The organism is Patiriisocius sp. 208BN25-11 (genome assembly GCF_058147145.1).
In genome coordinates this window covers 108938-128563 of the sequence record NZ_JBYVJY010000001.1, presented here as the reverse complement: position 1 = coordinate 128563, position 19626 = coordinate 108938, and the positions used below count along the sequence as shown (strand labels likewise).

Annotated in this window: 19 protein-coding genes; 3 read left to right on the top strand and 16 right to left on the bottom strand. The window is 36.8% G+C overall.

What is annotated here, in order from left to right:
• Positions 1-40: 40 nt before the first annotated feature.
• The 7 genes from ACY2RS_RS00590 to ACY2RS_RS00560 all read right to left on the bottom strand — a co-directional run bounded on the left by ACY2RS_RS00590 (position 41) and on the right by ACY2RS_RS00560 (position 8042).
• The gene (locus ACY2RS_RS00590) at positions 41-523 is read right to left on the bottom strand and encodes a DUF4199 domain-containing protein (protein ID WP_490096656.1); all 483 of its coding nucleotides are present in this window, start codon (positions 521-523) and stop codon (positions 41-43) included.
• A 101-nt stretch (positions 524-624) separates the two neighbouring features.
• Positions 625-3984 (bottom strand): preprotein translocase subunit SecA, encoded by a 3360-nt coding sequence (gene secA / locus ACY2RS_RS00585; protein ID WP_490096655.1) that lies wholly within the window; start codon positions 3982-3984, stop codon positions 625-627.
• Between the two features lie 180 nt (positions 3985-4164).
• Complete coding sequence (locus ACY2RS_RS00580) at positions 4165-4386, bottom strand: DUF2795 domain-containing protein (protein ID WP_008272287.1); 222 nt, start codon at positions 4384-4386, stop codon at positions 4165-4167.
• Positions 4387-4597: 211 nt separating this feature from the next.
• Complete coding sequence (locus tag ACY2RS_RS00575) at positions 4598-5170, bottom strand: cob(I)yrinic acid a,c-diamide adenosyltransferase (protein WP_490096654.1); 573 nt, start codon at positions 5168-5170, stop codon at positions 4598-4600.
• 18 nt (positions 5171-5188) lie between these two features.
• The gene (locus ACY2RS_RS00570; protein ID WP_490096653.1) at positions 5189-5566 is read right to left on the bottom strand and encodes a hypothetical protein; all 378 of its coding nucleotides are present in this window, start codon (positions 5564-5566) and stop codon (positions 5189-5191) included.
• 272 nt (positions 5567-5838) lie between these two features.
• The gene (gene murB, locus ACY2RS_RS00565) at positions 5839-6852 is read right to left on the bottom strand and encodes a UDP-N-acetylmuramate dehydrogenase (RefSeq protein ID WP_490096652.1); all 1014 of its coding nucleotides are present in this window, start codon (positions 6850-6852) and stop codon (positions 5839-5841) included.
• Complete coding sequence (locus ACY2RS_RS00560; RefSeq protein ID WP_490096651.1) at positions 6852-8042, bottom strand: pyridoxal phosphate-dependent aminotransferase; 1191 nt, start codon at positions 8040-8042, stop codon at positions 6852-6854. Before ACY2RS_RS00560 ends, murB begins: the two co-directional genes overlap by 1 nt.
• Positions 8043-8136: 94 nt before the next feature.
• Between ACY2RS_RS00560 and ACY2RS_RS00555 the strand changes: the two genes are divergently transcribed.
• A complete protein-coding gene (locus tag ACY2RS_RS00555) occupies positions 8137-9489 on the top strand; it encodes a retropepsin-like aspartic protease (RefSeq protein ID WP_490096650.1) in 1353 nt (450 codons plus the stop codon).
• Positions 9490-9542: 53 nt separating this feature from the next.
• Here ACY2RS_RS00555 and ACY2RS_RS00550 read toward each other — a convergent pair whose 3' ends face one another.
• Positions 9543-9941 carry a DUF1573 domain-containing protein gene (locus ACY2RS_RS00550; protein ID WP_490096649.1) on the bottom strand — a complete coding sequence of 133 codons (399 nt, stop codon included), beginning with the start codon at positions 9939-9941 and terminating at the stop codon, positions 9543-9545.
• A gap of 133 nt (positions 9942-10074) precedes the next feature.
• Here ACY2RS_RS00550 and ACY2RS_RS00545 point away from each other — a divergent pair, with 133 nt between their 5' ends.
• Positions 10075-12708: a valine--tRNA ligase gene (locus tag ACY2RS_RS00545; protein ID WP_490096648.1), complete on the top strand. Its 2634-nt coding sequence runs from the start codon at positions 10075-10077 to the stop codon at positions 12706-12708.
• Positions 12709-12880: 172 nt separating this feature from the next.
• Here the strand turns inward: ACY2RS_RS00545 and ACY2RS_RS00540 are convergent, their stop codons facing one another.
• The 6 genes from ACY2RS_RS00540 to rsfS form a co-directional block, all read right to left on the bottom strand.
• Positions 12881-13153 (bottom strand): acyl-CoA-binding protein, encoded by a 273-nt coding sequence (locus ACY2RS_RS00540; protein ID WP_490096647.1) that lies wholly within the window; start codon positions 13151-13153, stop codon positions 12881-12883.
• A 15-nt stretch (positions 13154-13168) separates the two neighbouring features.
• Complete coding sequence (locus ACY2RS_RS00535; protein ID WP_490096646.1) at positions 13169-13819, bottom strand: phosphatidylserine decarboxylase family protein; 651 nt, start codon at positions 13817-13819, stop codon at positions 13169-13171.
• Positions 13809-14612, bottom strand: a complete 804-nt coding sequence (locus tag ACY2RS_RS00530; protein WP_490096645.1) for a phosphatidate cytidylyltransferase — start codon at positions 14610-14612, stop codon at positions 13809-13811. Before ACY2RS_RS00530 ends, ACY2RS_RS00535 begins: the two co-directional genes overlap by 11 nt.
• Before the next feature lie 11 nt (positions 14613-14623).
• Positions 14624-15238, bottom strand: coding sequence for an LUD domain-containing protein (locus tag ACY2RS_RS00525; RefSeq protein WP_490096644.1), 615 nt, complete (start codon positions 15236-15238; stop codon positions 14624-14626).
• A 110-nt stretch (positions 15239-15348) separates the two neighbouring features.
• Positions 15349-17358 carry an ATP-dependent zinc metalloprotease FtsH gene (gene ftsH / locus ACY2RS_RS00520; protein ID WP_490096643.1) on the bottom strand — a complete coding sequence of 670 codons (2010 nt, stop codon included), beginning with the start codon at positions 17356-17358 and terminating at the stop codon, positions 15349-15351.
• 17 nt (positions 17359-17375) lie between these two features.
• Positions 17376-17747: a ribosome silencing factor gene (gene rsfS, locus ACY2RS_RS00515; protein WP_490096642.1), complete on the bottom strand. Its 372-nt coding sequence runs from the start codon at positions 17745-17747 to the stop codon at positions 17376-17378.
• An 84-nt stretch (positions 17748-17831) separates the two neighbouring features.
• Between rsfS and ACY2RS_RS00510 the strand changes: the two genes are divergently transcribed.
• Complete coding sequence (locus tag ACY2RS_RS00510) at positions 17832-18563, top strand: biotin--[acetyl-CoA-carboxylase] ligase (RefSeq protein ID WP_490096641.1); 732 nt, start codon at positions 17832-17834, stop codon at positions 18561-18563.
• On the opposite strand, the gene ACY2RS_RS00505 is transcribed toward ACY2RS_RS00510, so the two are convergent.
• Positions 18560-18952, bottom strand: a complete 393-nt coding sequence (locus ACY2RS_RS00505; RefSeq protein WP_490096640.1) for an SRPBCC family protein — start codon at positions 18950-18952, stop codon at positions 18560-18562. The genes ACY2RS_RS00510 and ACY2RS_RS00505 overlap by 4 nt on opposite strands.
• 22 nt (positions 18953-18974) lie before the next feature.
• Entirely contained in the window at positions 18975-19619 is a 645-nt protein-coding gene (gene pyrE, locus ACY2RS_RS00500; protein WP_490096639.1) for an orotate phosphoribosyltransferase, read from the bottom strand.
• Positions 19620-19626: the final 7 nt, after the last annotated feature.

Below are 19626 nucleotides of genomic sequence, written 5' to 3'. Positions count from 1 at the left end.
GAAACCCAGATCCCTTTCATTCATCCCCAATCTTCAAAACCTATTCGTTTCTCTTCAAGAAAAAGGCTGCAATAGCCGATACTACAATACCACTTAGTAACGTTCCAAAAAAGGATTGCATTAAATAACTATTAAAATTAAAATAGTCATTAGCAGCCTCAATAGTCATTAAGTTATTGGTTACAGAATAATTCTTTACCGTTTCAAAAAACTCTGGCGTAATGTAATTATGGGTTATGTATTGCGCAACAGGCGACAATAAAGCTATAAAAACTGCCAAAGTAACACCACTTATAAACCCTTGTTTCCAAGACATTTTAAAATCAAAGATGCGTCTTCGTTTTTCACGAATGGCTAATACATACATTGCCACAGCAAAAGGCATAAAGAAAAGCGTAAGCCACCAATGATCGGCAATTTTTTCATCATGCCAGCCTAGTGTTTTTTCTAATAGCATCCATGCTAAGGTCAATACTGTAAAGATGATTGCCCATTTAAATTCTATTTTAATTTTACTAAACATAATTGGTTGGTTTAAAATTTCAGAAAAATAGCAACTTTAAAGATATAAAAAAACCCAAAAGCAGTAGCCTTTGGGTTTTCTTATCAGATACCTTTTAAGTATTAGTCATTAACCAACACCCATTCTCCCTTGGTAATTAAAGGCAGGGCTTGTTTGTATTTCACCTCTTTACTTTCTCCACTCATAACATGCTTGATAGTCACTTTATCGTTTCTACCAATTTTTGGCATTTCACGCGTAATGGTCTCCGTAATTTGTTGTTGCTGCGGTTGTGTTTGTCCAGCTGCTCTTGATTGCATAGAGCGTTCGTCTAAATTTTGAATCTCATCTTTCTGCTCACTTAGGTTTTCTTTACGCTTTACCTCACGAGCTTCTTGAATTTGTTGCTGGTTTTCTTGTGGTAACTCCCCTTTAAATAAGAATGATAATACATCTTTATTTACGTTTTCAACCATTTTCTTAAACAACTCAAAAGCTTCAAACTTGTAAATTAATAAAGGGTCTTTTTGCTCATGTACAGCTAATTGTACCGATTGCTTTAACTCATCCATTTTACGTAAATGCGTCTTCCAAGAATCGTCTATAATGGCTAACGAAATGTTTTTCTCAAAATCTTTTATCAATTCTGTTCCTTGGGTTTCATATGCTTTTTCAAGATCTGTAGCAACATTTAATGTTTTTACACCATCTGTAAATGGCACCAAGATGCGTTTGTATTGATCTTTATGATTTTCATATACATTTTGAATCACTGGAAATGCCATTGCTGCATTTTTAGTCATTTTATCTTGATAATGACTATAGGCAGCTTTGTAAACTTTTCCAGCAATTTCCTGGGCACTTAGCTTACCAAACTCATCTTGAGTAATAGGAGCACTCATCGAGAAATAACGAATTAACTCAAACTCAAAGTTTTTGAAATCTTGAGCACCTTTGTTTGTTTCTGCAATGATTTCTGCAGTATCATAAATCATGTTGGCAATATCTACACGTAGTCTATCACCAAACAAAGCATTATATCTTCGTTTATAGATAACCTCACGCTGAGCGTTCATGATATCATCATACTCAAGCAAACGCTTACGAATACCAAAGTTATTTTCCTCTACTTTTTTCTGCGCACGTTCAATAGACTTAGAAATCATAGAGTGTTGTATTACTTCTCCTTCTTTTAGTCCCATTCTATCCATCATCTTAGCAATTCTTTCACTACCAAACAAACGCATTAAGTTGTCTTCTAGCGATACATAGAACTGTGAGCTACCTGGATCTCCCTGACGACCAGAACGACCACGTAACTGTCTGTCTACACGTCTAGAGTCATGACGCTCTGTACCTACAATGGCTAAACCTCCAGCAGCTTTTACAGCATCACTTAGTTTAATATCGGTACCACGACCTGCCATGTTGGTAGCAATAGTTACCACGCCAGCATTACCAGCTTCGGCAACAATATCTGCTTCACTTTTGTGCATCTTAGCATTTAAGGTATTATGTGGTACCTTTCTAATGCTCAACATACGACTTAATAATTCAGAGATTTCTACAGAGGTAGTACCAATCAATACCGGTCTTCCTTGGGCAGATAGTTCTGTTACTTCATCAATAACAGCATTGTATTTCTCTCTTTTTGTTTTATAAATTTTGTCCTCGCGATCGTGACGGGCAATAGGGCGGTTGGTAGGTATCTCTACCACATCCAACTTGTAGATTTCCCAAAGTTCTCCTGCTTCTGTTACAGCAGTACCTGTCATACCACTTAGTTTGCGGTACATTCTAAAGTAATTCTGTAAGGTAACTGTTGCAAAGGTTTGAGTCATTGCCTCAATCTTTACATTTTCTTTGGCTTCAATGGCTTGGTGTAATCCATCGCTATAACGACGACCATCCATGATACGTCCAGTTTGCTCATCTACAATCATAACTTTGTTATCCATCACCACATATTGGGTGTCTTTTTCGAATAACGAGTACGCCTTAAGTAACTGACTCAACGTATGAATACGCTCACTTTTAATACCAAAGTCTCTAAACAATTCTTCTTTAAGATTTGCTTCCTCTTCACTAGATAGTCCTTGCGCTTCAATTTTGGCAATCTCAGTCCCCATTTCTGGCATTACAAAGAAATCTGGATTGTCTGGTCCAGAAAGGTAATCTACACCTTTGTCTGTAAGTTCTATTTGGTTGTTTTTCTCTTCAATAACATAGTACAACTCTGCATCTACCTTTGGCATTTCACGATTGTTGTCTGCCATGTACGTGTTTTCTGTTTTTTGCAGAATTTGTTTTACCCCTTCTTCCGATAAGAACTTAATTAAGGCTTTGTTTTTTGGAATACCACGATACACACGAAGTAATTTGAAACCACCTTCTTTAAGATCTCCTTCTTTGATTAATTTTTTAGCCTCTGCCAATACACCAGTAAGGTATTTTTGCTGCACAGCAACAATGTCTGCAATTTTTGGCTTTAATTCATTAAACTCATGACGATCTCCTTGTGGAACAGGTCCCGAGATAATTAATGGCGTTCTCGCATCATCAATTAATACACTATCTACCTCATCGACAATTGCGTAGTGATGTGGACGTTGTACCAAATCTTCTGGCTTGTGTGCCATGTTATCACGCAGGTAATCGAAACCAAATTCGTTATTCGTACCGTAGGTGATATCACTGTTGTATGCCTCTCGTCTTGAAGCACTATTTGGCTTATGATTATCGATACAATCTATAGTCATGCCATGGAATTGAAAAATAGGTGCCATCCATGCGCTATCACGTTTTGCTAAGTAATCGTTCACCGTTACTACGTGTACTCCATTTTGAGCAAGGGCATTTAAGTATACCGGTAAGGTTGCTACCAATGTTTTACCTTCACCCGTTTGCATTTCTGCTACTTTTCCTTGATGTAATGCAACACCACCAATCAATTGTACATCATAGTGTACCATGTCCCAAGTAATTTGCTTTCCAGCTGCATCCCAAGAGTTTTTCCAGATGGCGTGATCTCCGTCTAGGGTTACATAGTCTTTTTCTCCAGATAGTTCACGGTCATAGGCAGTTGCAGTAACGCGAAGTGTTTCGTTGTTTTTAAAACGCTTTGCAGTTTCTTTCATGACAGCAAAGGCTTCTCCTAAGATTTTATTGAGCGTTTCCTTCTCGATGGCATAGCGCTCATCTTTTAAGGCATCTATTTCGTTGTAGATATCTTCTTTCTTGTCAATATCATCTTCTTTATTTGCAGCTACTTGAAGTGCATCAATCTTAGCTTGTACTTCTTTTTGATCCTCTTTGATAATGGCTCTAAAAGTATCACTCTTTGCACGTAGCTCATCGATACTTAATTTTTCAAGTGCAGCTTCGTGCGATTTTACTTCCTTTACATACGGTTGTATGTCTCCAATATCTTTTTTGGATTTGTCTCCTACAAATACCTTTAATACGTTGTCTAAAAATCCCATGTGTCTTATATTCTGCAGCGTCTAGCGCTATATGTTTTATTTCTTGTTGTGTGATTAGGTTATTGTTGCGGTATGGCGACATACCTATAACCTAAAAAAGTCCCTGAAAACAGAGACTTTTAAATAGCGTACGTATAACAGTAAGCCTGTTTTATAATAACGTTATATAAAACGTTTGTCTTAATATTCGTCTTCGTTCCACAGATAGTCTTCATCTGTAGGATAATCTGGCCAGATTTCTTCAATAGAGTCATAAGAGTCTCCCTCATCTTCTATGGCTTGTAAATTTTCTACTACTTCTAATGGAGCTCCAGTACGGATCGCGTAGTCAATCAACTCATCTTTTGTTGCCGGCCAAGGCGCGTCACTTAAATACGACGCTAATTCTAATGTCCAGTACATATATTACTATGTTTTAATTTTGTGCAAAAATAATTTTTTAGTCGAAAAAGTCAAGGAAAAAACAAATTATTTAAGCTGTATTTCTAAGAACGTTTGCAACTAATTAAAAATCAATTATTTGCGATTATTATTTTTAAGCTCCAATTGTTAAATAAAACCTAAGATTTTAATTTGTTGTAGCTGTTTCTAAGCAAGTTAGTTTTGGATCTACTTATAATTTCTCTGGTATCCATTTTACTTCGTCTGCTTGCAACTCATGTGACAACTTTCGTGCCAGCACAAAAAGGTAGTCAGATAGTCTGTTTAGGTACTTTAAAACCCTTGGATCGATCGCTTCTTGCTCGTCTAAAAGCGTCGCGATTCGTTCGGCTCTGCGGCACACACAACGTGCTATGTGACAATATGACACCGTTGGGTGTCCTCCCGGTAATACAAAATGTGTCATGGGAGGAAGCGCTTCATTCATATAATCAATTTCGGTTTCTAAAAGCGCTATTTCTTCTTCGGAAATTTTAGGAATATTAAGTCGTTCCTTTCCATTTTTAAGAATTTCTTTCTCCGGAGGTGTCGCTAAAATAGCACCTACGGTAAATAACTTATTTTGAATGTGCACTAATATTTCCGAAGTACGTGGATCCACCTTTTGGTCTCTTATGAGTCCGATATGTGAGTTGAGTTCATCTACGGTTCCGTAACTTTCAATGCGAATGTGGTGTTTGGGTACGCGGGTACCACCAAATAGGGCAGTAGTACCGGCATCACCAGTTTTTGTATATATTTTCATGGCGTTATGCTGCAGGTGTTAAAATAATAATTGTAAAAGTCCTGTCACAATAGCGGCTCCAGGATTGTCAACCCCGTACGGATTAAAAGAATCTACTTTAATACTTCTAAATTGATTGCTAAACACGAGGGTTGATCTAGTGTATGCGTATTGGTTTCTGTATTCAGTAAACGTATCATTAAGACCCGTAGCTTCATTGTATACGTAAAAAGAGTTTCCAGATTTTTTGGTAAAAGCCACACTAAAATCTTGTGTTGGTATGGATGGTATGTTGGTCGTGTTAAAATGACTCGATATACTCTTACTGCCTTGAAAAGACTGTCCAAACACCATCGTGCTGCTTGCTAAAAAAACGAATGCTATCCAATAATTTTTCATGTTATAACTTGTTTTCATGTTCAGCTTTTTTACGTTCTTGATAGCGTTCTCTAAAGGATTTGTTCTTTCTTTTGCGCAAACTATGTTGGTTTTGTTTGTTCCAAAAATAAAGGACTATCAATAAAACGAGCCCACCAAAAATGAGTAAAAACGGATTGCTAAAGTCTAGAGATTCCATACTGTGAAAATACAAGGATTTTTTGTGAGAAACAACTCACTGTTGTGTTAAAAAAAGTAGGCAGACCGCTAACGCTGCTAGATGTTAGATCGCTTCGCTGTTAGAAGGAAATTTAGAAGATATTTACTTCTGGTTCGATTAAAATACCAAAGTCTTTGCGAACTTTTTCTTGAATTTTAAGGGCAAGTTCCCATATTTCATTTCCACTAGCATTTCCGTAGTTCACCAACACCAAGGCTTGATTTTTATGAACACCAGCGTCTCCAAAACGTTTTCCTTTAAAGCCTGCTTGTTCTATGAGCCATCCTGCCGGAATTTTAAATTCGGTGTTAGAGACCTCGTAATACGGTGCTTCTGGGAAGGCCGTTTTAAAAGTTCTAAACGTTTCGCTGTCTACAATAGGGTTTTTAAAAAAGCTACCACTGTTCCCTAATTCTTTGGGATCAGGAAGTTTTGATTGGCGTATAGCAATCACTGCATCACTTACATCTTTTATGGAGGGATTACTAATGTTTTTGGTGGCTAACTGATCTTTAATAGCGCCATAGCCAGTATGTAGTTCGTGGTTTTTTTTGCTCAGCTTGAAGGTGACATTAGTGATGACGTATTCTCCTTTATGAGTGGTCTTAAAAATAGAGTTTCGGTAGCCAAAATTACAATCGGAATTTGAGAAGGAAACTTCTTTTCCAGATGCAATTTCGATGGCGTCACATTTCAGAAATACATCTTTTAACTCTACCCCATAGGCCCCAATGTTTTGTATGGGCGCAGTACCAACATTTCCTGGAATCAATGACATGTTTTCGATACCGCCATAATTATGAGCTATGCAATACATGACAAATTCGTGCCAATTTTCTCCAGCCATACAGGAGAGCTCAATGTGATCTTCTGTTTCATGTGTTACTGAAATTCCCTGTAAATGAAGATGAATGACGAGCGCATCTATAGGTCCTGTGAGTAGCATATTGCTTCCACCACCTAATAAAAATTTCTCAGGATAGTCGGGGAGTGCTAACACCTCTTGAAGCTCCCGTATTGTTGTTACAGAAACAAAATAACGTGCCGTGCTTTCAATGCCAAAGGTATTGAAGGCCTTTAATGAAATGTGTTCTTGTATCTGCATTAGTCTTTGTATACTGCTAATGCTTGTTTTAAAATCGAGACAGCCTTTAAGAGACTCTCTTTATTTAGCACATAGGCAATACGAATTTGGTTTAATCCAACGCCAGGAGAAGAATAAAATCCAGCAGCTGGAGCTACCATAATGGTTTCTCCGTCTACGTCAAATTCTTCTAAAAGCCATTGGGCAAAAGCATCACTATTTTTAATAGGAAGCTGCGCAATGCAATAAAATGCTCCTTTTGGATGTCCAACAGTAACACCAGGAATTTCTTCTAATTTTTCAATCAAAGTATCACGACGGTCTTTATATTCTACAATCACTTCGTCGAAATATGATTGTGGTGTTTCTAATGCCGCTTCACTGGCAATTTGCGCAAAGGTTGGCGGACTCAATCGCGCCTGTGCAAATTTTAAAGCGGTGCTTATAACTTGTTTGTTTTTTGTAACCAAGCAACCAATTCGTGCACCACACATACTGTAACGTTTCGATACAGAGTCGATAATGATCCCGTAGTCTTCCATACCTGGTTCTTCGAGAATAGAATAGTGCTTTAGGTTGTCGTATGCAAATTCTCTGTATACTTCATCGGCCACTAAAAACAGATCGTGTTTTTTTACAATTTGAGCAAGGGTCTGAATTTCTTCTTTTGAGTATAAGTATCCAGTTGGATTTCCAGGATTACAAATAAGAATGGCTTTGGTTTTTGGAGTAATTAGTTTTTCAAATTCTGAAATATTAGGCAACGCAAAATTGTCTTCTATTTTAGAAATAACGGGAACAATCTTTACACCAGAAGCTGTTGCAAAACCGTTATAGTTGGCGTAAAATGGCTCAGGTATGATAATCTCATCGCCTGCATCTGCTATGCTACCCATGGCAAATAGAAGTGCTTCGCTACCTCCAGTAGTGACAATAATCTCATTGTGGTCTACCATGATGTTATTGCGCTGGTAATAGGCAGCAATTTTTGAGCGGTATGCTTCAGAACCTTCAGATCTTGTGTATGCCAAAATATCCAGAGAGTGTGATGCTACTGCATCCATAGCTATTTGCGGACTTTTTATGTCTGGCTGACCAATATTAAGATGGTATACTTTTTTGTTGGCTTTGTAAGCTTTTTCGGCAAAAGGTACCAGTTTTCTTATAGGTGACTCAGGCATGTGCTGCCCTTTGGTTGATATTCTTGGCATAACAATATTTTTTGAATGACAAAGTTGCAAAAAATAGTTTATAAATACAGCATTGTAGCCCTTGGTTTGTGGATTTTTTTTTAAATTGAAAAGAATGAAAAATACCGCTACTTCCATTTCTTTTTTTATGTCTTTTATGATTGTTTTATTGCTATTGTTTCCGCAATTTGTAAAGGCGCAGTTTCAACTAGAAGATGGTAAAAAGAAAAGTGTAGTTTCTTTTGAATTGGTGAATAATCTGGTTGTGGTACCCCTAGAATTAAATGGTGTTTCATTATCCTTTTTATTAGATACTGGCGTGAGTAACACCTTGTTGTTTGGTGTGACAACCAAAGATTCTATTGCCATTAAGAATGCAACTCCTATTTCGCTTAGAGGTCTAGGCGGTTTACTTGAAGTAAAGGCTTTAAAAAGTAATGCAAATACCATTAAAGTAGGAAAAGCGATAGATCGCGATCATGATATTTATGTAGTTTTTGAAGAGCAGTTTGATTTCTCTACAAGAATGGGAGTACCTATTCACGGGATTTTGGGCTATCAATTTTTTAAAGATTTTGTCGTAAAGACAAACTATACTTCGAAAAAACTAACCTTTTATGATCCTCTAAAATTTCAGAAGAAACCCTGTAGAAAGTGTCAGGATTTTGACTTAGATTTTTTTAATAATAAACCCTATATCGAAGCCATGATTGGAGACGAACAGAAACCTACACGGTTGTTGGTAGATTCTGGTTCAAGTGATGCGCTTTGGTTATTTGAAGAGGAGGGATATATGGAAGAAACCCCTAAAAATTACTTTAATGATTTTTTGGGCTTAAGTATTAGTGGAAGTATTTATGGGAAACGGTCCAAAATGAATACAGTTAAGATGAATGCTTTTGAGTTTCGTGATGTAACGGTAGCGTTTCCAGATGTTGAAATGTTAGATGCCGTAGCATTTTTTAAGAATCGAAAAGGGAGTATTGGGGGCGAAATTTTAAAGCGGTTTACGGTCACTATGAATTACCAAGAGAAGCAGATGACGCTTAAAAGGAATCGCAATTATAAAAAACCTTTTTATTATAATTTAAGCGGACTTACCCTTAGTTATGATGGTTCTATTCAAGTAAAAGAACTTCAGGATATTCGAAGTGAAAGTATTTCTATTTCAAAACCTGGGTCAAATACGTATCCTGGACAGTCTTCTATTCTTGTTGATCCAGTTTATTCTCTACTTACCGCTCCAAAAGTAGTAATTGCTGAAATTAGACCCGATTCGCCTGCTGAAAGAGCAGGGTTAAAAGTTGGAGATGGTATTATTAAAATTAATGGGGAGTTTTGCTATAAATACAAACTATATGAGCTTATCGCATTGCTGAGTAGTAGAGAAGGACGTAAAATTAAAGTGGCATATGAACGTGGAGATAAACTGCTAGTAACAGATTTTATGCTAGAAAAAGTACTATAATGAAAAAGCCGATTTACAAAGTAAACCGGCTTTTAATACAATTGAGATTGTTTTTATTTTTCTGTTTTTTCTAAAACACTAGCGCCAGGTTTTAAGACCTCACCTTTTATTTTTAGTGCTTTAATAGGCTCGTCTGCGTTAGAATATACAGTTACTGTCTTTCTAATAGGACCCACTCTATTGGTATCGTATTTTACTTCAATAGTTCCAGTAGCTCCAGCTGCAATAGGACCCTTAGGTTTCTTTGGTACAGTACATCCACAGCTAGACTTAACATCAGTTACGATAAGTGGTGCATCTCCTGTGTTTGTAAATTCGAATACACGAACTCCATCACTTCCTTTTTCTATTTTACCATAATCTACAGTTTCATTTTTGAAACTGATTTTTGCCTGAGCATTTGCGGCATATCCAATAAGACTTACCAATGCAATTAATACTATTTTTTTCATATCGTTTAAATTTAAGGGTTTGCTAATTTAAGTAACTTTAGTACACTATACAAGTTAAGTTATACACATTAAACATTTCATAATACTAGAGATATCCCTACTTTTGCATTCTTATTTCAAAAATGATACCAAAATGAACCAAGCAGGAGCCTATATTGCACAAAACGTTGAAGAAAAGTGGTACCAGTACTGGATGGAGCACAATTACTTCCATAGCGAAGTAGATGAACGTGAACCATACACTATTGTAATTCCGCCTCCAAACGTGACAGGTGTACTGCATATGGGGCATATGTTAAACAATACCATACAGGATGTACTCATTCGTCGTGCGCGTTTAAAAGGCTTAAATGCTTGTTGGGTGCCTGGTACAGATCACGCAAGTATTGCTACCGAAGCAAAAGTAGTGGCAAGACTTAAAGAACAAGGTATTGAGAAATCTGATTTAACTCGTGAAGAATTTTTAAAACACGCTTGGGATTGGACCGAGGAGTATGGTGGTGTAATACTAGAACAATTAAAGAAATTAGGTGCTTCATGTGATTGGGAACGTACAAAGTTTACCCTTGATCCTGCTATGTCTAAACAAGTGATCAAGAGTTTTGTGGATCTGTATAATAAAGGATTGATTTACCGCGGGTACCGTATGGTAAATTGGGATCCTGAGGCTAAAACTACCTTGAGTGATGAAGAGGTAAACCATGTTGAAAAGCAAGGAAACTTATATTACATTGCCTATAAAATAGAAGGCAGTGATGAAACGCTTACCATTGCAACAACACGTCCTGAAACTATTTTTGGAGATACAGCCATCTGTATCAACCCAGAGGATGAGCGATTTACTCATTTAAAAGGGAAAAAGGCAATTGTACCTATTTGTAATAGAGTAATTCCAATTATTGAAGATTCCTATGTGGATGTTGAGTTTGGTACAGGTTGCTTAAAAGTAACACCTGCACATGATGAAAATGATAAAGTACTAGGAGATAAACACCAACTTGAGGTGATAGATATTTTCCATGAAGATGCTAGCTTAAATAGTTTTGGAATGCACTATGAAGGTAAAGATCGTTTTGTAGTACGAAAGGAAATTTCCGCAGAACTGGAAGCCATGGGTGCTTTGCTTAAAACAGAGCAACACTTAAATAAGGTTGGAACCAGTGAACGTACTAAAGCGGTTATCGAGCCACGTTTGAGTGACCAGTGGTTCTTGAAAATGGAAGACTTAGTAAAGCCTGCCATTAAAGCTGTATTGGAGGAAGATGATGTAGTATTACATCCAAAGAAATTTGAAAATACCTATCGTCATTGGATGACCAATATTCGCGATTGGAACATTTCGCGTCAGTTATGGTGGGGCCAACAAATTCCTGCCTATTTCTATGGAGATGGTAAAGAGGATTTTGTGGTAGCGGAAACATTAGAAGACGCTGTGGTGTTAGCGAAAGAAAAAACAGGTAGTGCTGACTTGAAGGCAGAAGATTTGCGCCAAGATGCTGATGCATTAGATACTTGGTTTTCTTCTTGGTTGTGGCCTATGAGTGTATTTGATGGATTAAACAATCCAGAAAATGAAGAATTTAAGTATTATTATCCAACCAATGATTTGGTGACCGGACCCGATATCTTGTTTTTCTGGGTAGCACGTATGATTATTGCTGGTTATGAGTACACAGGAAAACGTCCGTTTAAAAATGTATATCTAACAGGGTTGGTACGCGACAAGCAACGCCGAAAGATGAGTAAGTCTCTTGGAAATTCTCCAGATGCTTTGAAGTTGATTGATGACTACAGTGCAGATGGAGTTCGTGTTGGTTTGTTGTTAAGTGCTGCAGCTGGGAATGATTTGATGTTTGATGAAGCGCTCTGTCAGCAAGGAAAAGGATTTTCAAACAAAATATGGAATGCCTTTAAATTGACACAGTCTTGGGATATCGATGCAACGATACCACAGCCTGAATCGTCAAAAATAGCGATAGCTTGGTATCAGTCTCGATTACAAGAAACATTGGTAGAAATTGAAGATCATTACAGCAAATACAGAATAAGCGATGCTTTAATGGCAACTTATAAGCTAGTTTGGGATGATTTCTGTGGTTGGTTGTTGGAGATTGTAAAACCTGCTTATCAGGCGCCAATCGACAGACATACTTATAATTCAGTGATTGCCATTTTTGAAGATAATTTACGTATGCTACATCCGTTTATGCCTTTCTTGACAGAAGAATTATGGCATACAATTGCTGACAGAACTCCAGAAGAAGCATTGATCGTAAACCACTGGCCAAAAACGAGTACAATTGATAAAGAATTGCTGTCTAATTTCGATTTTGCTTCAGAAGTAGTGTCTGGAATTAGAACCGTCAGAAAAGAGAAGAACATTGCTTTTAAAGATGCGATAGCACTTTCTGTGCTAGATGCAGAAAAGGCAAATACGCAATTTGATTCGGTAATTATGAAGCTCGGAAATATTAGTGAAATGACTACAGTTACTGCAGCAGTAGATGGTGCTTTGACTTTTAGAGTAAAATCTAATGAGTATTTTATTCCAATGGAAGGTGCTATTAATGTAGAAGAGGAGATTGCGAAACTTCAAGAAGAGTTAAAATACACCCAAGGTTTCTTAAGAAGTGTTCAAGGGAAGCTCAAAAATGAAAAATTTGTAAGCGGTGCTCCAGAGCAAGTTGTGGCAAATGAGCGTAAGAAAGAAGCAGATGCCTTAGCTAAGATTGAAACTATTGAAGCTTCGTTGAAAAGTCTTAGTTGAAATGAGTTTATAGGTTTAGAAGTTTAAGTGTTTATATGTTTATGTTTTGTAGTATTTCACATTTTTACCAAAGACCAAAGACTAAAGGCTAAAGGCTATTTAAAAAGTCAAAAATACTACCTTCTACAAACTACAAGCCAAAGGCGTCCTACCACCCTCTAATGACCAAAGATTACTTCCTATACAAAAAGTAATGAGTTGCAGTCTCTATATAGGCTTGTTTTGCCTCATTTTCTGTGAGGTGCTGTGTTTGGAAAAGGGCGTTTGTTTTAAAGGCTGCTATTAGTTTCTTCTTGCTACTGTTCTCTGGGTTATAAGGCGAATTTGTGGCTCTTTTGTAGTATGCGTAAAGTTTCAGCAATACATCTGCTGGAAAGGGTTCCTGATGGTTATTTACACTTTCAACAGCTTTTTTAAATGCTATGTCTATTTCCTGAGAAGTCATTACATGTTTGTTTGGTTATTTTGATGCTAAAACAGAGATGCCTCCTTTTACAACATCGTTGAGCCCTACTTCAAGTTTTGTGCCAATGGGTAAAAATACATCCACACGAGATCCAAATTTAATAAATCCACTGTCGCTTGCTTGTGTTACTTGCTGTCCTTCTTTGGCGTAATTTACAATACGTCTTGCTAGAGCACCTGCAATTTGACGATGCAGGACATTTCCGAATTTTTTAGAATTCACAACCACGGTAGTACGTTCGTTTTCTTCGCTAGATTTTGGATGCCAAGCTACTAAGAACTTACCCGGATGGTATTTGCTAAAAACAACATCTCCAGCCACTGGATATCTAGTAACGTGAACATTTATGGGTGACATAAATACAGATACCTGTAATCTTTTTTCATTAAAAAATTCTTTCTCAAAAACCTCTTCAATAACCACAACCTTTCCATCTACGGGTGATAGTACATGTGATTCGTTAATTGCAAAGTCTCTTTTTGGGTTTCTGAAAAATTGTAATACCAATACAAGCATAACTATAGCAACAATCATAATAGCACTGCGCAAATAGTTGTTCTCTATAAAATAATCTGAAGCCAAACTTATGGCTACCACTAGAAATAATGTGATTAAAATGATTTTGTGACCTTCTTTATGAAACATGTGTTACAATTTCTAAAAATGCATAAATAAATGGGCTGGCGTATAAAATACTATCCAGTCTGTCGTATACGCCACCATGACCTGGCATGATTGCTCCGCTATCTTTTACACCCGCTGCGCGTTTGTATTTTGATTGTATTAAGTCTCCAATGGTTCCAAATAATGAAGCGATAACAGCTAATGAGAGCCAAATTGGGAGATTGTATATGTTTGTTACCTTAAAGATAATAAATCCTGCAACGATAGCGCCAATGAGTCCGCCTAAAAACCCTTCAACTGTCTTTTTTGGAGAGATGCGCTCAAAGAGCTTGCGTTTCCCGAACGATTTTCCAAACACAAAGGCACAGGTGTCATTCGTCCAAATTAGCACAAAGATACCTACAATGATTTCGGGCAAAAATGTGCCTTTAGAAAAAGGGATGAGTGTTAAGAACACAAAGCCACTAATAAGGTAAAATAGGGCAGGGATGTAATTTTGTTTTTTAAAAATGTGAGGTTTGTCAACAACAAATAAATCTCTTGCTAACAACAATGAAACTAGTAGGGAGATACCTAAATACACATAGACTATTAATATTTCAGATATAGTATAACTTAAAAAATACAAGGCTATTGGTAGTAGTAAATAGGGTATAACCGACTTAAGTTGAATGAGTTTTTTGAATTCATTGAGTGTGAGTAATCCTAGTAGTAGAAAGAGCCCCATGAAGAGTTCACGAGAGGTGTACATCGAAAAAATAACGATAAGGATATAGACAATCCCCGAAATAGTTCGTACAATAATTTCTCTCATATGGTTGGCTTCTATAGGTCTTCTAGAAGCAGCAAATATAGGTTTTTTGTGCTACTTCCATAGCTCATAAAATCCTTTTCTTTTTCGGTTTCGAAGTCTTGAATGGTGGTAATATTACTTGGTATAAATTTACCGCCTGTATTTTTTATGATACGTAACCCTTCACTTATATTTTCAACAAACTGACTGGTTGTAGCAAAAATGACAATGTTTGCTGGGAGTTCATGTAACTTCTTTTCTTTTATTTGATTTGAAGAAAGCAGTATGGAGCCATTATTGGCAACTAACGATTCGCAAGTAGTTAAGAAAAAAGTGGCCGATGTCTTTTTGGAGAAACTTAAATTGTATCCATCAAATTTTTCAGAGAGCATTTTGTTAATACAAAAAACTTCTTTTTCGTACCAATCATTTTCTAAAAGGATATTATCAAATGCCTCGTTGATTTCTTGGGCGTCTATGCAGTATAAAAATTTTCCTCCATTTTTTTTAAAGTTGTAAGTAAACTTTTCGTCAATGGGAAGGGCATCTTCTGGGTAATATTTTCCGCGCTCGCTACTTTTACCTTTTTGTTTAGGCTTGCTTTGGGGATTGATATTTCCTTTTAAAAGTCTTTTAAATAGACTCATGTGCAGGTTTTAGGAGGAGTTTAACTTCTATGACACTCAAAGATAGTAAAAATCTCGTCATAGAAAACCAACAAGACTAATCTTTGGGCTGCTATTTCAAAGGGAGTTACTTAATTTGTTGGAACTTCAGTGTCTTCTTTTGGATTTTCAGTTTCTTTAGATTGTTCTTCTCTAGTAAGTTTCTCAAAGGGTCTTTTTCCAAAGATAACTTCAAGATTGTCTTTAAAGATTACCTCTTTGTCTAGAAGGACATTCGCAAGTTCGGTAAGTTTGTCTTTATGCAACTCTAGTAAATCTAAAGCACGTTGGTATTGTGTCTCAATAAGGTTTGAAATTTCCTTATCGATAAGTTCGGCTGTTTTTTCACTGTAAGGTTTGCTGAAATTATACTCAGACTGACCGCTAGAATCGTAATAGGTAAGATTTCCAACCTTGTCATTAAGTCCGTAAACTGTAACCATAGCACGTGCTTGTTTGGTGACTTTTTCAAGGTCACTCAATGCTCCGGTAGATATTTTATTAAAGATTACTTTTTCTGCAGCTCTACCTCCTAAGGTAGCACACATTTCATCAAGCATTTGTTCTGGACGGACAATTAAACGTTCTTCTGGCAAATACCAGGCAGCTCCTAGAGATTGCCCTCTCGGTACAATAGTTACTTTTACTAAGGGTGCTGCATGTTCAAGCATCCAGCTTACTGTTGCGTGTCCAGCTTCGTGGAAGGCAATTGCTTCTTTTTCTGCAGGAGTGATGATCTTGTTTTTCTTTTCTAATCCACCAACAATTCTATCTACTGCATCTAAGAAGTCTTGTTTTCCTACTGCTTTTTTCTCTTTTCTAGCAGCGATCAAGGCAGCTTCATTACACACATTGGCAATATCTGCTCCAGAGAAACCTGGTGTTTGTTTTGATAAGAAATCGGTATCTAAACCTTCTTCTTTTTTCAATGGACGTAAGTGTACTTCAAAAATTTCTTTACGTTCTCTAACGTCTGGAAGATCAACATATATCTGTCTATCAAAACGACCCGCACGCATTAAGGCTTTATCTAATACATCTGCACGGTTGGTTGCGGCAATTACAATGACGTTGGTTTGTGTTCCAAAACCATCCATTTCTGTTAGTAATTGGTTGAGTGTGTTTTCGCGTTCGTCATTAGAACCAGAAAAATTACTTTTTCCACGAGCACGACCAATAGCGTCAATTTCATCTATAAAGATAATCGATGGCGATTTCTCTTTGGCTTGTTTAAATAAATCACGTACTCTTGAAGCTCCAACTCCCACAAACATCTCTACAAAGTCAGATCCAGACAGTGAGAAAAAAGGTACTTTAGCTTCTCCGGCTACAGCACGAGCTAACAATGTTTTACCTGTCCCAGGGGGTCCTACTAACAATGCTCCTTTTGGTATTTTTCCACCAAGAGAAGTATATTTCTCTGGATTTTTTAAGAAGTCTACAATTTCTTGTACTTCTTCTTTAGCACCTTCTAATCCAGCTACATCTTTAAAGGATGTCTTGACGTCTATTTTTTCGTCAAATAACTTGGCTTTTGATTTTCCAATGTTAAAAATTTGACCCCCGGCACCACCACCGCCAGCACCACCAGACATACGTCTCATGATGAAGATCCAGATTCCGATAATGACAATAAATGGTAATAATCCAACAATTACTTCTCCCCAAAGATTAGACTCGGTGTTCCAGATAATTTGGGTGTTAAGACTGTTGTCTTTTTTTATTTGTTGAAAGTTGTTTTCAAAATTTTGAAGATCACCAAATTCAAATTCGTAGTTTGGGTCGTTTGGACCTGGAGCTAAAAATCCTTTGGGCTTGTTTTTTAAATGCACATCTTGTGACTTAGCTTCTTGTGTTAAATACACCTTAGCTACTTTTTTATTTACAATCTCTACTTTTTGAACATCTCCTTGTTTTAAGAAGTTTTCAAATTCGGCTTGACTCGTTTTTTTAACTTGAGACCAGCTACTACCTCCAGAAAGTTGAAGGCCAAGAAAAATCACAAAAATAGCTCCGTATATCCAATACGGGCTAAACTTAGGTTTCTTTAAGTCAGGTTTTTTGTCCTTTTTGTCTTTAGAATTTTTTGTATCGTCTGCCATGTGGCTGTTAAATTTTTTTAATGAGAAGTTTCAATTTTTACTGACTTTGCGTCGCCCCAAAGGCCTTCAATGTCATAAAAATCTCTAATGTGTTTTTGGAAAACGTGAACTACAACATGTACATAATCCATTAAGATCCATTCAGAGTTGTCGCTACCTTCAATATGCCAAGCTTTTTCTTTAATAGCTTTGCTAACGGTTTTCTGAACGGAGCTTACAATAGCATTTACTTGTGTGTTGGATGTACCATTACAAATTACAAAATAGTCTGTAACTGTATTTTCAATTTCTCTTAGGTCAAGAATTTCGATGTCTTGTCCTTTTACCTCTTCAATCCCTCTAATGATATTTGTAATAAGAAGATCTGTGTTTTTTTCTTTCTTAGTCATTCAAACGTTTCGTTTCTGCAAAGTTATTACTTTTTGTTTGTTAATAAGCGCATGCATCTATAATAAAATCTTAAATTGTCACCTGTGAAGATAATCAAACTTAGTGCCACCCCATCTACCAATTCGTACTTAAAAGATTTGGCAAAGACTTGTGTGCTGGCAGATGGCACTGTGGTGGTAACCGATAGTCAAACCAAAGGTCGTGGGCAGTTGGAGGCAAAATGGCAATCTCAACAAGGTAAGAGCTTGACTTTTAGTGTGTTTAAGCGATTTAAAAATCTTTCTATTTCGCAACAATGGTATGCTTCCATGGCGGTTTCTTTGGCGGTTTCTGAAATGTTAGTGGACCAAAAAATTCCTGAAGTCACCATAAAATGGCCTAACGACATTATGTCACGTGATAAAAAATGCTGTGGTATTTTAATTGAAAATTCAGCACGCGGAATGCATTTAGATACTTCTGTAATTGGTATAGGATTAAATGTAAACGAACCATCCTTTACAAGGCTGCCTAATGCAACTTCGATGCACTTATCAAGTGGACAGGTATTTAAAATTTCCGAAGTGCTAACAATACTTCTAGAGCATCTTGAAAAACGATTACTGCAAATAGAACAACAAGAATTCGATGCTGTTTTTGAAGCCTATAATCGAAACTTATTTCGATTAAATAAAGTAGCAGTCTTCTCAACAAAAGAAAAAGGTCCCTTTAATGCAATGATAAAAGGGGTTACCGAAAATGGCTTGTTGATTCTTGAAGATGAGGAGGAACAAGTACTACAATATAACCTAAAAGAAATTCAGTATTGTTATTAAGCAGATTCAAGATTTGTTGAAAGTGTGTCAATAAATTTTGTTACAGGTCCTTTGACCATCATTGCCATCATGGGATTAAAATCTCCTTGAAATAATAATTCAATGGCAGAGGAGTTGTCGTCTATAACATCGATATGGCCAACCAAAGTAAACGGGATTTTATCGCTTATAGCACCTAAGGTTACTTTGTAAGGAGCTACAACTTCTTTTACCTCTAGGGCAATTTCTGGCATTCCTTTTAAAGCAAAAATAAAGGCATCTTCACGAATCACTTCAAATTTACTGATGTTGTCTGGCATTAATTGCTCGAAATTTTTAACCTCACTAAGGTGAGCACATAGGTCGGCTGCAGATTTTTGTACGATTACTTTTTTGCTGTTTAATTCCATGTAGGTTTTTTTTAGGTCTTAATTATTTGCCAGTCCAAGTTGCTGGATTTTCTCTCCAGGCACTTAGCAAGTCTTTTTCTGAAGCGGTAATATAGTTTGATTTTTCTGCATTGAGCAATAAATGCTCATAGTTGCTCAAGGTGTTGAGTGTTACGTTAGCATTGTCGAAGTTTTCTTCAGCAACTGGAAAGCCGTAAGAAAAGATAGCCAACATCCCTTTTACATTTAGGTTGGCTTCTCGTAATGCTTCTACCGCTAGTAAGCTACTTTTTCCAGTGCTTATTAGGTCTTCAACAATTACTACAGTCTGATTTTCTTGTACAACACCTTCTATTTTGTTTTGTCTCCCGTGTTTTTTTGCTTCAGGGCGTATATAACAAAATGGTAGGTTGAGGTAGTCTGCAACCAGCATTCCAATACCTATTGCGCCAGTCGCTACACCAGCGATTATATCTGGTTTTCCGTACAATGTTTCTATTTGCGAGGCAATGTGTTCTCTCAAAAAATTTCTAATAACTGGATACGAGAGTGTTATGCGATTGTCACAGTAGATAGGAGACTTCCATCCCGATGCCCATGTAAAAGGTTCTTGTGGTTGTAATTTTATTGCATTAATTTGCAATAATAATTCGGCTGTCTTTTGGGCGGTCTCCTTATTTAATATCATAGCTGCA